Origin of the sequence: Citrobacter sp. TBCP-5362, assembly GCF_005406305.1 — a bacterium.
In the GTDB taxonomy this organism is placed as follows: Bacteria; Pseudomonadota; Gammaproteobacteria; order Enterobacterales; family Enterobacteriaceae; genus Citrobacter_B; species Citrobacter_B koseri.
This window is the reverse complement of record NZ_CP040234.1, coordinates 2,370,626-2,385,282: the sequence shown is the minus strand read 5'-3', so window position 1 is coordinate 2,385,282 and position 14,657 is coordinate 2,370,626. Positions and strand designations below refer to the sequence as shown.

The following is a 14,657-nucleotide window of genomic DNA, read 5'->3' as shown; positions in this document are numbered from 1 at the left end:
CAGTCCTGAATTCATTCATACAATAGGTCATACCATGCAAAACAAGCTCTTAACGGCTAAGGCTTCGCTTCCTCATTACGATCGCGCCAGACTGGTTCCTCGCATTGTGCATTTGGGCTTTGGCGCATTCCATCGCGCGCATCAGGGTGTCTACGCAGATATCCTCGCGGCGGAACACAACAGCGACTGGGGATATTGTGAAGTCAACCTGATTGGCGGCGAGCAGCAGATTGCCGACCTGAAACAGCAAGACAACCTGTATACCGTGGCGGAAATGTCAGCGGATGCCTGGACCGCAAGGGTTGTTGGGGTGGTAAAAAACGCGCTGCACGCGCAGGTTGACGGTCTGGAAACCGTCCTGGCCGCCATGTGCGAGCCGCAGGTGGCGATTGTTTCCCTGACGATTACAGAAAAAGGGTACTGCCACTCTCCGGCGACCGGTCAGTTGATGCTGGATCACCCGATGATCGCCGCCGATCTGCAAAACCCGCAGCAGCCGAAGTCCGCGCCTGGCGTGGTGGTGGAAGCGCTGACGCGTCGTAAAGCGGCTGGCCTGGCGCCATTTACCGTGATGTCCTGCGATAACATGCCTGAAAATGGACACGTCATGCGCAATGTGGTTACTGCCTATGCCCGTGCGGTAGATGCAGAGCTGGCCGCGTGGATTGAGCAACATGTGACGTTCCCGTCCACGATGGTTGATCGTATTGTACCGGCGGTGACGGCTGACACGCTGGATAAGATCGAACAGTTAACCGGCGTACGCGATCCTGCGGGTGTGGCGTGTGAACCGTTCCGCCAGTGGGTGATTGAGGATAATTTTGTCGCGGGTCGCCCTGAATGGGAAAAAGCGGGCGCTGAACTGGTGGCAGATGTTATCCCGTTCGAAGAGATGAAACTGCGTATGCTTAATGGCAGTCACTCATTCCTGGCGTACCTCGGGTATCTGGCGGGCTATCAGCACATTAATGACTGCATGGAAGATGAAAATTACCGCCTGGCCGCGCATGCGTTGATGTTGCAGGAACAGGCGCCGACGCTGAAAGTGAAGGGGGTGGATCTGAAGCGTTATGCCGATTTGCTGATCGCGCGCTACAGCAACCCGGCGTTGCGTCACCGTACCTGGCAAATTGCGATGGACGGTAGCCAGAAACTGCCGCAGCGTATGCTGGACTCCGTTCGCTGGCATATCGCGCATAACAGCCATTTCGACCTGCTGGCCTTAGGCGTGGCGGGCTGGATGCGTTACGTTGGCGGCGTTGATGAGCAGGGGAATCCGATTGAAATTAGCGATCCGCTGCTGCCGGTTATTCAGCAAGCGGTTCAGGGCAGTGAAGAAGGGGAAAGTCGCGTTCAGGCGCTGCTGGCCATCGATGCGATTTTTGGTAATGAATTGCCGCACGTTGAGCTGTTTACGAATAAGGTGAAAGAAGCGTATCTGTCGCTGCTTGCCAACGGCGCGAAAGCAACCGTTGCAAAATATGCGGCGAATATCGCATCAGCGTAATCTCTGCGTGGTTGTAGGCCGGATAAGGCCTGCAACGTTCAACATCATTGACTATTGTAGGCCGGATAAGGCGGTTACGCCGCCATCCGGCTTGTTTGTCAGCGGGATTACTCTTCGCTGAACCAGTCGCTGTTTTCCTGGCGGATAAGCTGAACGGACTCGCCAATCTCCTGTAGATGCACAGTCATTGCGCGTTCCACCGCGTCGGCGTCATGCTTTTCCAGGGCGGCAAAAATATCATGATGCTGGCGCAGCAACATTTCAGGCGGCGACACATGATCCAGACTCATATAACGCACGCGGTCGATGGTGGCTTTAATATTTTCAACCGTATCCCACGCCAGCTGGCAATCGGCAATTAATGCCAGTTTCTGGTGAAATTCATCATCAAGCTGGAAGAAATCGTTGAGCTGCTTGCGGTCAATGGCGATCCGCTGCTGGTGAAGGTTCTGCTCCAGCTGATAGCATTGGCTGTCGGTGATCATCAACGCCGCGCGACGAACGACCGCACATTCGATGGCCTGTCGGACAAAGCACCCATTCTGCACCTGCGATAATGAAATCTTATTCACATAGCTGCCGCGCTGAGGGCGGATTTGAATCAAACCGTTTTCCGCCAGCTTAATAAACGCTTCACGTACAGGCTGGCGCGACACGTTAAAGCGCACGGAAACCTCTTTCTCGGAAAGCGGTGTGCCTGGCGCAATCAGACAGTGCACGATGTCACGTCGGAGAATGCGGTAAATTTGCTGATTTACAGGCTGCGTAGGATTGAGTTGGGTTTCAACGGTCATTCATTCTTACTTTTTAGAGAGTTAACCAGAATACTCTACCACTTTTTTGTCACTATCTATACCCGACCCGCAGGCCGGGTATAAAAATTAACCCCGATGAACGCTCAGTCCGGCAAAAGACTGCGTAACCGGCATCATTTCCAGCGTATTAATGTTCACATGCGCAGGCAGATTAGCGACCCACCATACCGCTTCTGTGACATCATCCGGCGTGAGCGCGGTTGTGTTCTCGTAGGTTTTACCCGCTTTGTCGTCATCGCCTTTAAAGCGGACGTTAGAAAACTCCGTGCCGCCGACCAGACCGGGTTCAATATCGGTAACGCGTACCGCCGTACCGTGTAAATCCGTGCGCAGATTCAGACTGAACTGGCGCACAAACGCTTTGGTTGCGCCATATACGTTGCCACCCGCGTATGGCCAGCTACCTGCGGTAGAGCCAATATTGATGATGTGGCCGCGATTGCGCTCCACCATGCCAGGCAGAACCGCGCGGGTCATGTAAATAAGACCTTTGTTGTTCGTGTCGATCATGGTTTCCCAGTCTTCCACGCTGGCTTTATGCGCGGGCTCAAGCCCCAGCGCCAGCCCGGCGTTGTTGACCAGCACATCAATGTTGCGCCATTCTGCGGGTAATGACGCCAGCATATCTTCAATGGATGCACGGTTACGCACATCTAAACGAGCGATAAACAGATTGTCGCCCAGCTCATCTTTCAATTCTTGCAGGCGTTCCTGGCGACGGCCAGTGGCAATCACTTTGTGTCCATTCTCAATAAAACGACGTGTAATGCATTCGCCGAAACCTGCGGTCGCACCGGTGACTAAAACGATCATCTCACTGTTCCTCAACGCTTTTTGTGTTGTATTACCATAGCACGCCATCTCTGTTCAGGGGTAATCCTCGTTAATGGGATTGCGGTCATTTCAAGGGAGACCTACTCTAATGAACAAATCGTTTGCAGGAGTGAAAAATGTCGTTAACGAATCCATTCTTTAGCCAGAGCGTATTGCCTTACCAGGCCCCGCGTTTTGATCTGATTGAAGACCGCCATTACCGCCCGGCGTTTGACGAAGGGATGCGGCAAAAGCGCGCTGAAATTGATGCGATTGTCCAAAACCCGCAGGCGCCTGATTTTGAGAACACGTATCTGGCGCTGGAGCAAAGCGGCGCCTTGCTCACCCGTGTGACAAGCGTGTTTTTCGCCATGACAGCGGCGCATACCAATGACGAATTACAGCGCCTTGATGAAGCCTTTTCCGCTGAACTGGCGGCGTTGGCAAATGATATTTATCTCAACAGTACGCTCTTTGCGCGTGTGGATGCGGTCTGGCGACAGCGGGAGACGCTGGCGCTGGATGCCGAGTCGTTGCGTCTTATGGAGGTTATCCACCAGCATTTTGTACTTTCCGGCGCGCAGCTTGGCGATGACGATAAAGCGCAGCTCAGGAGCCTGAATACCGAATCCGCCACGCTGACCAGCCAGTTTAATCAGCGGCTGTTGGCGGCGAATAAATCCGGTGGGATGGTGGTTGATTATCGCCATCAACTGGACGGATTGAGTCAGGAGGAGGTCGCTCTTGCCGCTGATGCCGCCAGGGAAAAAGGGCTGGCGGATCGCTGGCTTATTCCGCTTCTCAATACCACACAACAACCGACACTGGCCGTTTTACGCGATCGTCAGACCCGTGAAAATCTGTTTAACGCCGCATGGACTCGTGCGGAAAAGAACGACGCCAACGACACGCGTGCGATTGTTCAGCGTCTGGTGGACATCCGTACCCGGCAGGCAACATTACTCGGGTTTGCCAGTTATGCCGCCTGGAAAACCGCCGATCAGATGGCGAAAACGCCTGACGCGGCGCTCGCTTTTATGCGTGCCATTGTCCCGGCCGCGCGTCAGCGCGCGCTGGATGAGCAGGCTGAGATCCAGAAAGTGATCGATGATGAGCAGGGAGGATTCACGACCCAGGCGTGGGACTGGGCGTACTATGCTGAGCAGGTACGCCGTGGAAAATACGCGCTGGATGAAGCGCAGCTCAAACCTTACTTTGCGTTAGATACGGTACTGAACGACGGTGTGTTCTGGACGGCAAACCAGCTGTTCGGCATTAAGTTTATCGAGCGCTTTGATATCCCGGTTTACCATCCTGATGTGCGCGTCTGGGAAATTTTCGATCATGATGGCGTCGGCCTGGCGTTGTTTTATGGTGACTTCTTTGCCCGTGAGTCAAAAAGCGGCGGCGCATGGATGGGCAATTTTATTGAACAATCCACGCTTAACGAAACCAGACCGGTTATCTACAACGTCTGTAATTACCAGAAGCCAGCGGCAGGGCAGCCCGCATTGCTGCTTTGGGATGATGTGATCACCTTGTTCCATGAATTTGGTCATACGCTGCACGGCCTGTTTGCGACACAGCGCTATGCGACGCTGTCGGGGACGAACACCCCGCGCGATTTTGTCGAATTTCCTTCGCAGATTAATGAGCACTGGGCGAGTCATCCGCAGGTGTTCGAACGCTATGCGCGCCACGTCGGGACGGGTGAAAAAATGCCCGAAGCGTTGCAGGAAAAAATGCGGCGGGCAAGCCTGTTTAACAAAGGCTATGACATGACGGAACTGCTCAGCGCCGCATTGCTGGATATGCGCTGGCACAGTCTTGAAACCTTTTCGGCATCGCAGTCGGTCGATCTCTTTGAACAGCAGGCGCTGGCGGCGGAAGAACTCGATCTTCCGGCAGTGCCGCCGCGCTACCGGAGCAGCTATTTCGCCCATATTTTCGGTGGCGGGTATGCGGCAGGTTATTACGCCTATTTGTGGACGCAAATGCTGGCGGACGACGGCTACCAGTGGTTTGTTGAACAGGGAGGGTTAACGCGTGAGAACGGACAGCGTTTCCGTGATGCCATCTTGTCACGCGGCAACAGTACGGATCTGGAACGTCTCTACCCGGCGTGGCGTGGTCATGAACCGCGTATCGAACCCATGTTAAAACACCGGGGTTTAGACCGCTAAGCGCAAGGACGCTGCCTGAATGTTTATCAGGTAACGCTCTGATTTTTTGTCAATGTTAAGTAAGCTGCCGGGATACTGGTGTACAATGCGGGCTTCTTTTTATCCGGGGCCCCTGTTTTCATGTGTTCGTATTCTCTTCCGCTTTTCTCTTTGTTTGAGAAAAAACCTGTTGTGTCTGTGAATCAGAACTGATGCGAACAATGAAAATTAAACACCAGATGCTCTGCGTATCCTTATTTGCGCTCATCGGGTGTGGCAACAGCACGCTTTCACAGCTGGATATGCCTGCGCAAAAAAGCGCGCAAGTTGTGGTGGGATACTACGGACGCGGTATTGATCCGATGATTCGGCAATATATGCGGGAAAAAGAGGTGACTGGCGTCGTTGTTGCTGTTATTCAGAATAATGGCCCGGCAGAATTTCACAGTTACGGGATAACCGATGATAAAAATCGTTATCCCATCACGCCAGATACGCTGTTCGCTTTAGGCTCGCTGAGTAAAGGCGTGACGGCAGAAGTGACGACGATGCTGGTGGATGAAGGGGTGTTTAACTGGACGGATACACTGGAAACGTTGCTTCCACAGAATACGCCTTTAAGCCCTGACGCTAAAAATATTACGCTCCTCCAGTTGGTGACTCACACTTCCGGTTTACCCCGGCAGCCTATGGATTTGCTGACGCTGGAAAACTTAATGCGCTATTTCAGTAACGGCGAGAACTTTTATACGCAGCTGGACAGCGACGCCGTGCTGGGTTATCTCAGTGATTTTACTGCGCCGGACGCGCGCGTTCCGCAGTATTCCAACATCGGCTACGCCATCCTGGGGTATATTTTGCAGCGCAGAACGGGAGAGCCGATCCAGGCGCTGGCGCAACGCATGATATTTGAACCGCTGGCGATGACAAACAGCAGTTATACGCCCACCTTATTGAAGGCATACCCGCGAAGAGCGCTGGGCCATGCTGGCGATCAGCCTAAGCTCATTACCCGTGGTCATCTGACGCCAGACTGGGTTTTTAACAAAAATATGATGGGGGCGGCCAGTTTATACAGTAGCGCCCGCGATCTGGCTAATTATGCCCGCGCGCATTTTACATCCACAACCGTTTCGGCCATCGATCGGGCTTTTGCTGAAGCCACACAGACTTATTATTATCGACAGAAAGAAGCAGCGAATATTGCGTGGGTGAGTGATGAGTTTTCTGCGCAAAAGATCACCTATCAGGTCGGATATATTGGTGGGTATTCCAGCTATATTGGGTTTGATAAAAGAAATCGCAACGCGGTAGTGGTTTTGCAAAATAGTTTCAACTGGAGTAATTATATCGGTCAGACGATCCTGACTCGCCTGGCGCAGCAGGGGAAGGGCGATTAAAGATGTTAAGTGCATTGCAAATATTCCAGGATTATTCACTTTTTTCCTTTATTACCACTTTAAAATCATAGCGTTATAGATTCTCCATTTCCTGGTTCGGCCTTCTATTAATAAATTGACATAAATTTGCTTTTGTACCGCTAGACTACGGTACATCAAGGATGTATGCCCAAGGAGTGGCAATGATTAAAAAAACGATAGAAATCGATACCATCTTGTTAGATCTGAACCAGTCTATTGATGCCCACTATCAGTGGCTGGTGAAAATGTTTCGTTGCACAGTGTCTGGCGATGTCAATCAACCCGATATTTTCGATATCAATTCTCACTGTCTGTGTCAGTTCAGCCAATGGCTAAATAATCATCCGGTACACGAACCTGAAGAAAAGGGCTTTGTTATCAAGATTATTATTGCTCATGAACACATGCACACACGAGGTCGGGAATTACTGCGGGCGATCGCGGAAAAACGTTCGGAAGATCACCATTTTGACCGTTTTCAGGAAGCGTTATTAGCATTTACCTCGGCGGTGATGGACTACAAAATATATCTGCTCAATATTCGCAGTAATATGGATATATTAACCGGATTACCCGGGCGCAGAGTCCTTGATGAATCTTTCGATCGTCAGCTTATTGATGCACAACCGCTTAATTTATATTTGCTGCTTTTTGATATTGACCGCTTTAAATTGGTCAATGACAACTATGGTCATCTGGTCGGTGATAGCGTGCTGCGCACCCTGGCGTCGAATTTATCCGTCTGGACGCGCTACGATGAAACGCCTTACCGCTATGGCGGGGAGGAGTTTGTGATTATCATCCGTACAAAAACGGATGAACAGGCCTGTCGGGCAGGGTTACGTATCTGCCAGCTAGTGGCGGATAATCCGATTAACTACCCTGATGGAGAACTTTCGATAACGGTAACTGCGGGCATTACCCAGGCGCAGCAGGGAGAACCGCTGGATGTCGTCATCGGACGCGCAGACAGGGCAATGTACCGGGGTAAACAAACCGGAAGGAATCGCTGCATGTTTATGGACAAAGATCAGCAAATCACGCGTGTGTAGCATGAGCCGAACGGCACGCTCTTTACATAACCGGTTATTCACTGACATAAGTGTGCAAAGGGATGGAAGCGCGAAACGCCGGTTTTGCTGGTTTAGTTCTATGTTGTTTAACCTTCATTGATATTGTCTGTGTCAGGATGGTAAACGATCCGTTATCTGCGCAGGGAATTGCCTGATAACGCATAAGGTAAAAACACAAATCTATCCATGCAAGCATTCACCGCTGGTTTATCCGGCGGTTTTTTTTGTCTGTCTGCCGGGCGGGTAAAAAAATGGCCCCTTGTGCAGTTACGCTACAAGGGGCCTTGTCGGTGAGGAGCTATCTCCGTTCATTAATCATCCCATTTATGACTGAAATACGCGGCCAGAAAACCAGAAAATAAAATAATTCCCAGAACGGCCATGAAAACGTTCATATTACCCAGCATATAATGCCTCCTTTTATTTGTGTGTTTCCTCTCTTACCTTAATTCACCTCATGAGCACCCATAGTAGCAGATTAAATCTAAACAAATGCTGAATTAGGTGATTATTTCAACGTTAACGTCAGGATTTTTCCGGTATGGGATTTCAGACTATGAAAAAGCATCACAAAACGATGAGGCAATGTGAATTTATTTCAAGGGTGATGAATTTTTCTCGGTTGTCAGTGAGCAGGTTGCATGTCATTTTTAGACGCATAGCCATCCAGAAGTCTAAACTTCAAATAATAAATTATCACGTCAGGCAACTAACGCCGGGTGAATGAGGAGATCACATGCAAAAACAACAGGCCCCGTTTCGCGCAGACATCGTCGGCAGTTTTTTACGCCCGGACGCGATCAAACAAGCTCGTTTGCAATTCGCATGCGGCGAGATAACGGCGCAACAATTGCGCGCGGTAGAAGATGACGCTATCCGCACCGTTGTGGAGCAGCAGTGTGCCTGCGGGCTGCATGTCGTCACGGATGGCGAGTTTCGCCGCGCCTGGTGGCATTTTGATTTCTTCGATGGACTGCAAGGCGTTGAACGCTATGACGCTGAGAAGGGGATCCAGTTTAATGGCGTGCAGACAAAAGCGCACGGCGTGCGCGTTACCGGAAAACTGGGATTTGGCGATCACCCTATGCTGGAAGACTTCCGCTATCTGAAAAGCATTAGCGGCGCAGCCGAGCCCAAAATGACCATTCCATCCCCCAGCGTGCTGCATTTCCGTGGCGGGCGCAAAGATATCGATGCTACCGTTTATCCGCATCTGGACGCTTATTTCGATGATTTAGCTACCACCTGGCGCGATGCGATTCATGCTTTTTATGAAGCAGGCTGTCGTTATCTGCAATTGGATGACACCGTCTGGGCTTACTTGTGCTCCGACCAGCAACGTCAGCAGATTCGTGAGCGGGGTGACGATCCTGACGAGCTGGCGCAGATTTATGCCCGCGTGATTAACCGTGCGCTGGAGGATAAACCAGCCGATCTGACGGTCGGGCTGCATGTTTGCAGGGGAAATTTCCGTTCGACGTGGATCTCTGAAGGGGGCTATGAACCGGTGGCGGAAGTGTTGTTCGGCACGGTGAACGTTGATGCGTTTTTCCTGGAATATGATAACGATCGCTCCGGTGATTTCGCGCCGCTGCGCTTTGTTCGACCCGGACGTCAGCAGGTGGTTCTGGGACTGGTGACCACGAAAAACGGCGAGCTGGAAAACCCGGAAGGGGTGAAAGCCCGCTTGCAGGAGGCAGAGCGCTATGTCGCAAAAGAGCAGATCTGCCTTAGCCCACAGTGCGGATTTGCCTCCACGGAAGAGGGGAATACGCTGACGGAAGCCCAGCAATGGGGCAAAGTACGCCTCATCACCGAAATCGCCAGTCAGGTCTGGTAAGTTTCCTCTCTTTGTTACACAGCGTTGCACATTCGTAATGCAACGCTGTTTCATTCTGGATCATTTTCCTCGTTGTATTTCCCGCCTTGTGGTTTCCGATTTTCTTGTTTCAGCCCTGTTGCCGGTTAATAAATTGATATTTATAGACATTTAAAAATCTGGCACCGATTTTGCCTTATCACTTCTGAACATCCTTAATTTGCACCATTTGCCCGTCCGGTTGCACCGGGACTTCCAGCAAGCTTAATTTCAGGAGTGAAACTATGCAGCGTCGTACATTATTAAAAGCCTTTGCACTGTCCGCCTCGGTGGTTGCGATGGGGCTGAGCTTTAGCGTTCAGGCGGCCGATACGATTAAGGTCGGCATCATGCATTCGCTATCCGGCACGATGGCCATTTCGGAAACCCCACTTAAAGATATGGCGTTGATGACGATTGATGAGATCAATGCTAAAGGCGGCGTGCTGGGCAAAAAGCTGGAACCGGTGGTGGTTGACCCGGCCTCAAACTGGCCGTTGTTTGCAGAGAAATCGCGTCAGCTGCTGAGCCAGGATAAAGTCGCGGTCGTGTTTGGCTGCTGGACGTCGGTATCGCGTAAATCGGTGTTGCCGGTATTTGAAGAGTTAAACGGGCTGCTGTTTTACCCTGTGCAATACGAAGGGGAAGAGTTATCACCGAATGTTTTCTATACCGGCGCAGCGCCAAATCAGCAGGCTATTCCGGCTGTTGAATATCTGATGAGTGAAGACGGCGGCAGCGCGAAACGCTTTTTCCTGCTGGGAACCGATTATGTCTATCCTCGTACCACCAATAAGATCCTTCGCGCCTGGCTGCATGCCAAAGGCGTCGAGGATAAAGATATTGAAGAGGTGTATACCCCGTTCGGACACAGCGATTACCAGACTATCGTCGCCAATATCAAAAAATTCTCTGCGGGCGGCAAAACGGCGGTGGTCTCTACCATTAACGGCGACTCAAATGTTCCGTTCTACAAAGAGCTGGCGAATCAGGGGATAAAAGCGACAGACGTGCCGGTCGTGGCATTCTCGGTCGGTGAAGAGGAGTTGCGCGGTATCGATACCAGACCGCTGGTGGGCAACCTGGCGGCGTGGAACTATTTTGAATCTGTCGACAACCCCACTAACCAGAAATTCGTTGCGGATTACCGGGCATACGCCAAAGCGCATAAGCTGCCGAATGCCGACACCGTCGTGACCAACGATCCGATGGAAGCGACCTATGTGGGCCTGCATATGTGGGCGCAGGCAGTAGAAAAAGCCGGTACGACCGACGTCGATAAAGTCCGCGAGGCGATGGCGGGGCAATCCTTCGCTGCGCCGTCTGGCTTTACTCTGACGATGGACGCCACCAACCACCATCTGCATAAACCCGTCATGATTGGCGAAATTGAAGATAACGGCCAGTTCAATGTGGTATGGCAAACCGACGAACCGGTTCGCGCCCAGCCCTGGAGCCCGTTTATAGCCGGTAACGATAAAAAATCAGACCAGCCTGTTAAAACCGCCAGCAACTGATCTTTTGCCCTCCTGAGGGAGGGCACATTCTGGAGAACACTTTCATGAAAGCCATGCGCTTTATTCGGGGTGCGTTGCTAATGACGTGGCTGGTGCCGTGGATCGTGCAGGCAACCGATGCCGATGTGTTTGTTGGCGCCAGCCGGGCGCAACAGGCGACGTTATTAGAACAATGGGCCATCACGCCTGAGGCGCAGCGTTTGCCTTTGTTGAACGCATTAGCGCGTGAGAATGTGCTGACTGATAGCGCAAAACACGCTTTCATTCGGCAGGGTACGCAGGTTCTGCCGCTTGGCGCTGTCGCCGCGCCCGATGGCGAACTGAAAAAGGTTCGTCTGACTAACCGTCTGCGAAACCTGGTCAGCGGGGCGTTAGCCACGCATCAACTATTAAGTGACAATGTCACGGAAAGAGCCGCTGCCGCCAGCCTGTTACAGCGGGAGGCTACGCCCGCGATGCTACCGCTTTTACAGCAGCGGCTGGCGCAGGAAACGGAAAGCGAAGTGACATCACGTCTGGAGATTGCGCTGGCTAACCTGCAACTGGTGAATCCTTCCGCTGACGTCCGGCGTCAGGCGATTGTCTTACTGGGGCAGTCGGGCGACCCGGAAACGCAATCACGCCTGCAACCCTTTACGGATGCTGAACATGAACCGGATGCGCGTGTTCGCGAGGCCGCGACAGAAAGTCTGAACGCAATCGCGCAGCGGATGGTGATTGGCGATCTCCTGGGGCAGGCGTTTATGGGGCTGTCGCTGGGATCGATTCTGTTGCTGGCGGCCCTGGGGCTGGCGATCACCTATGGATTACTGGGCGTAATCAATATGGCGCACGGTGAAATGCTGATGCTTGGCGCGTACAGCACATGGATGGTTCAGCAGTTTATGGGGCAGTTCATGCCACAGTGGCTGGCGTTTTATCCCGTTGTGGCGTTGCCGGTTGCTTTCCTGATCGCCGCCGGAACTGGAATGGCGCTGGAGCGCGGCATTATTCGCCATCTTTATGGTCGTCCTCTCGAAACGCTGCTGGCGACCTGGGGGATTAGCCTGATGCTGATCCAACTGGTACGCATGACCTTTGGCGCGCAAAACCTGGAGGTTGCCAACCCTGCGTGGCTTTCTGGCGGGGTGCAGGTCTATGCCAACCTGACGTTGCCCTGGAACCGTATCGTGGTGCTGGGGTTCGCCATGCTGGTGCTGTTTTTCACCTGGCTATTGCTGAATAAAACCCGCCTCGGGATGCGCGTTCGCGCGGTAACGCAGAACCGCAGTATGGCGGCGTGTTGCGGCGTGCCGACGGGGCGCGTGGACATGCTGGCGTTTGGCCTCGGGTCGGGGATCGCCGGATTGGGCGGCGTGGCCTTGTCACAACTGGGCAACGTCGGGCCGGAACTGGGGCAGGGATATATTATTGATTCATTTTTAGTGGTGGTGCTCGGTGGCGTCGGACAACTGGCGGGAAGCGTGGCCGCCGCATTTGGGTTGGGTATCTTCAATAAGATTCTGGAACCGCAAATGGGCGCGGTGCTGGGCAAAATCGTCATTCTGATTGCGATCGTTCTGTTTATCCAGAAACGGCCTCAGGGATTGTTTGCGCTGAAAGGGAGGGTTATTGATTAATGACCATGCCAATGACATTAACACTGGCGCGTAGAGCGCCGCGTACTGTCCAGGTTTTTGGCCTCTGCCTGCTGGCGGCGCTGCTGATTCTGCCTTTTCTGGCGCTGCTGCCTGCGGAACACCCGCTGGCTGTCCCGGTCTGGGTGTTAACGCTGGCCGGGAAGATCCTCTGTTACGCCATTGTCGCTGTGGCGCTGGATCTGGTGTGGGGGTATGCCGGGATGCTGTCGCTGGGGCACGGTATTTTCTTCGCGCTGGGCGGGTATGCGATGGGAATGTATCTGATGCGTCAGGCCTCTGGCGACGGACTTCCCGCGTTTATGTCTTTCCTCTCCTGGAGTGAATTACCGTGGTTCTGGTGGGGAACGCAGCACTTCGCCTGGGCAATGCTGCTGGTCGTGCTGGTTCCGGGACTGCTGGCGCTGGTGTTCGGCTATTTTGCCTTTCGCTCAAAAATCAAAGGCGTCTATTTTTCCATTATGACCCAGGCGCTGACGTTCGCAGGCATGCTGCTGTTTTTCCGTAACGAAACCGGGTTTGGCGGCAATAACGGGTTTACGGGGTTTACCACGTTGCTGGGCTTCCCTGTTGCGGCGACCTCCACGCGCGTAGCGCTGTTTCTCGCGACCGTCATATTACTGGTGCTGGCGCTGTGGCTGGGATATCTCCTTGCGCGCAGTAAGTTTGGCCGCGTTCTGACCGCCGTGCGCGATGCGGAAAATCGCCTGATGTTTTGTGGGTACGATCCGCGTGGCTTCAAACTGCTGGTATGGACGCTCTCCGCTGTTCTGTGCGGTCTGGCGGGCGCTCTGTACGTTCCTCAGGTCGGCATCATTAACCCCAGCGAAATGTCGCCGACCAACTCTATTGAAGCGGCTATCTGGGTCGCGCTGGGCGGTCGCGGTACCTTAATTGGCCCGGTGTTTGGCGCTGTGCTGGTGAACGGCGCTAAAAGTCTGTTTACGGTGATTATGCCGGAGTACTGGCAGCTGTTTCTCGGCCTGATCTTTATTGGCGTTACGCTGTTTTTACCGCGCGGCGTCATTGGTCTGTTTCGCAAAGGAGAAAAATGATGCAACCGGATGACGGACTTTTTACCCGCCAGTTGCCGGGGGATCGTTTTCGCGATCAAACAGACCCGGTTCTGCAACTGGAAGGGATCAATGTCAATTTTGACGGCTTCCAGGCGCTGACGGATTTAACCCTGAACATTGGCGTAGGGGAATTGCGCTGCGTTATTGGCCCTAATGGCGCCGGAAAAACCACCTTAATGGATGTGATTACCGGTAAAACCCGGCCGCAAAGCGGACGCGCGATTTACGATCAGTCCACGGACTTAACTTCGCTCGATCCTATCGCGATTGCCCGCCAGGGCATTGGGCGTAAATTTCAGAAACCGACCGTGTTTGAGGCCCTGACGGTGGAGGAGAATCTGGAACTGGCGATGAAAGAGGATAAATCCGTCTGGGCCACGTTAAGAGCGCGCCTCTCGGGCGAGCAGCGGGATCGCATTGACGAGATGCTCGGGCTATTGCGCCTGGGCGCGGAGCGTGGGCGTCGCGCCGGGCTGCTTTCGCACGGACAAAAGCAGTTTCTGGAAATCGGTATGCTGCTGGTACAGGAGCCGCATCTGCTGCTACTGGATGAACCTGCGGCGGGGATGACGGACGCGGAAACGGAGTATACCGCCGAGCTGTTTCGCACTCTGGCGGGGAAACACTCGCTGATGGTGGTGGAGCATGACATGGGGTTTGTCGAAACCATTGCCGACCATGTTACCGTTTTGCATCAGGGGCGCGTGCTGGCGGAAGGGAGCCTGCGCGACGTCCAGGCCAATGAACAGGTTATTGAAGTTTACCTCGGGCGATAGGG

The 14,657-nt window shown here is 53.1% G+C and carries 12 protein-coding genes; 9 read left to right on the top strand and 3 right to left on the bottom strand.

Features of this window, described 5'->3' with window-relative positions; translation table 11 throughout:
- Positions 1-34: 34 nt before the first annotated feature.
- On the top strand, positions 35-1,507 hold the full coding sequence (locus FD428_RS11340; protein WP_114847920.1) for a mannitol dehydrogenase family protein: 1,473 nt from the start codon (positions 35-37) through the stop codon (positions 1,505-1,507).
- A 107-nt stretch (positions 1,508-1,614) separates the two neighbouring features.
- Here the strand turns inward: FD428_RS11340 and FD428_RS11335 are convergent, their stop codons facing one another.
- Positions 1,615-2,301: a GntR family transcriptional regulator gene (locus FD428_RS11335; protein WP_012132443.1), complete on the bottom strand. Its 687-nt coding sequence runs from the start codon at positions 2,299-2,301 to the stop codon at positions 1,615-1,617.
- Between the two features lie 87 nt (positions 2,302-2,388).
- Complete coding sequence (gene ydfG, locus FD428_RS11330) at positions 2,389-3,135, bottom strand: bifunctional NADP-dependent 3-hydroxy acid dehydrogenase/3-hydroxypropionate dehydrogenase YdfG (RefSeq protein WP_024130344.1); 747 nt, start codon at positions 3,133-3,135, stop codon at positions 2,389-2,391.
- Positions 3,136-3,272: 137 nt separating this feature from the next.
- Here ydfG and dcp point away from each other — a divergent pair, with 137 nt between their 5' ends.
- The 3 genes from dcp to FD428_RS11315 all read left to right on the top strand — a co-directional run bounded on the left by dcp (position 3,273) and on the right by FD428_RS11315 (position 7,770).
- Positions 3,273-5,318 carry a peptidyl-dipeptidase Dcp gene (gene dcp, locus FD428_RS11325; RefSeq protein WP_058669095.1) on the top strand — a complete coding sequence of 682 codons (2,046 nt, stop codon included), beginning with the start codon at positions 3,273-3,275 and terminating at the stop codon, positions 5,316-5,318.
- A 200-nt stretch (positions 5,319-5,518) separates the two neighbouring features.
- Entirely contained in the window at positions 5,519-6,697 is a 1,179-nt protein-coding gene (locus tag FD428_RS11320) for a serine hydrolase (RefSeq protein WP_060815908.1), read from the top strand.
- A gap of 182 nt (positions 6,698-6,879) precedes the next feature.
- Positions 6,880-7,770 carry a diguanylate cyclase gene (locus FD428_RS11315; RefSeq protein ID WP_024130343.1) on the top strand — a complete coding sequence of 297 codons (891 nt, stop codon included), beginning with the start codon at positions 6,880-6,882 and terminating at the stop codon, positions 7,768-7,770.
- A 332-nt stretch (positions 7,771-8,102) separates the two neighbouring features.
- Here the strand turns inward: FD428_RS11315 and mgtS are convergent, their stop codons facing one another.
- On the bottom strand, positions 8,103-8,198 hold the full coding sequence (gene mgtS, locus FD428_RS11310) for a protein MgtS (protein WP_000901367.1): 96 nt from the start codon (positions 8,196-8,198) through the stop codon (positions 8,103-8,105).
- 329 nt (positions 8,199-8,527) lie between these two features.
- Here mgtS and FD428_RS11305 point away from each other — a divergent pair, with 329 nt between their 5' ends.
- From FD428_RS11305 to urtD, 5 genes are all read left to right on the top strand, one after another.
- Positions 8,528-9,631 (top strand): cobalamin-independent methionine synthase II family protein, encoded by a 1,104-nt coding sequence (locus FD428_RS11305; protein ID WP_114847919.1) that lies wholly within the window; start codon positions 8,528-8,530, stop codon positions 9,629-9,631.
- Between the two features lie 263 nt (positions 9,632-9,894).
- A complete protein-coding gene (gene urtA / locus FD428_RS11300) occupies positions 9,895-11,166 on the top strand; it encodes an urea ABC transporter substrate-binding protein (RefSeq protein WP_049009976.1) in 1,272 nt (423 codons plus the stop codon).
- Between the two features lie 44 nt (positions 11,167-11,210).
- The gene (gene urtB / locus FD428_RS11295; protein WP_114847918.1) at positions 11,211-12,785 is read left to right on the top strand and encodes an urea ABC transporter permease subunit UrtB; all 1,575 of its coding nucleotides are present in this window, start codon (positions 11,211-11,213) and stop codon (positions 12,783-12,785) included.
- The gene (urtC, locus tag FD428_RS11290; RefSeq protein ID WP_114847917.1) at positions 12,785-13,858 is read left to right on the top strand and encodes an urea ABC transporter permease subunit UrtC; all 1,074 of its coding nucleotides are present in this window, start codon (positions 12,785-12,787) and stop codon (positions 13,856-13,858) included. Before urtB ends, urtC begins: the two co-directional genes overlap by 1 nt.
- Positions 13,858-14,655, top strand: coding sequence for an urea ABC transporter ATP-binding protein UrtD (gene urtD, locus FD428_RS11285; protein ID WP_024130341.1), 798 nt, complete (start codon positions 13,858-13,860; stop codon positions 14,653-14,655). Before urtC ends, urtD begins: the two co-directional genes overlap by 1 nt.
- Positions 14,656-14,657: the final 2 nt, after the last annotated feature.

Excerpts from the sequence above, each read along its gene's own strand:
- urtC (WP_114847917.1), top strand. The coding sequence starts at position 12,785 with ATGACCATGCCAATGACATTAACACTGGCGCGTAGAGCGCCGCGTACT.
- urtA (WP_049009976.1), top strand. The coding sequence starts at position 9,895 with ATGCAGCGTCGTACATTATTAAAAGCCTTTGCACTGTCCGCCTCGGTG.
- FD428_RS11320 (WP_060815908.1), top strand. The coding sequence starts at position 5,519 with ATGAAAATTAAACACCAGATGCTCTGCGTATCCTTATTTGCGCTCATC.
- FD428_RS11340 (WP_114847920.1), top strand. The coding sequence starts at position 35 with ATGCAAAACAAGCTCTTAACGGCTAAGGCTTCGCTTCCTCATTACGAT.
- urtB (WP_114847918.1), top strand. The coding sequence starts at position 11,211 with ATGAAAGCCATGCGCTTTATTCGGGGTGCGTTGCTAATGACGTGGCTG.
- dcp (WP_058669095.1), top strand. The coding sequence starts at position 3,273 with ATGTCGTTAACGAATCCATTCTTTAGCCAGAGCGTATTGCCTTACCAG.
- mgtS (WP_000901367.1), bottom strand. The coding sequence starts at position 8,198 with ATGCTGGGTAATATGAACGTTTTCATGGCCGTTCTGGGAATTATTTTA.
- urtD (WP_024130341.1), top strand. The coding sequence starts at position 13,858 with ATGCAACCGGATGACGGACTTTTTACCCGCCAGTTGCCGGGGGATCGT.
- FD428_RS11315 (WP_024130343.1), top strand. The coding sequence starts at position 6,880 with ATGATTAAAAAAACGATAGAAATCGATACCATCTTGTTAGATCTGAAC.
- FD428_RS11305 (WP_114847919.1), top strand. The coding sequence starts at position 8,528 with ATGCAAAAACAACAGGCCCCGTTTCGCGCAGACATCGTCGGCAGTTTT.
- FD428_RS11335 (WP_012132443.1), bottom strand. The coding sequence starts at position 2,301 with ATGACCGTTGAAACCCAACTCAATCCTACGCAGCCTGTAAATCAGCAA.
- ydfG (WP_024130344.1), bottom strand. The coding sequence starts at position 3,135 with ATGATCGTTTTAGTCACCGGTGCGACCGCAGGTTTCGGCGAATGCATT.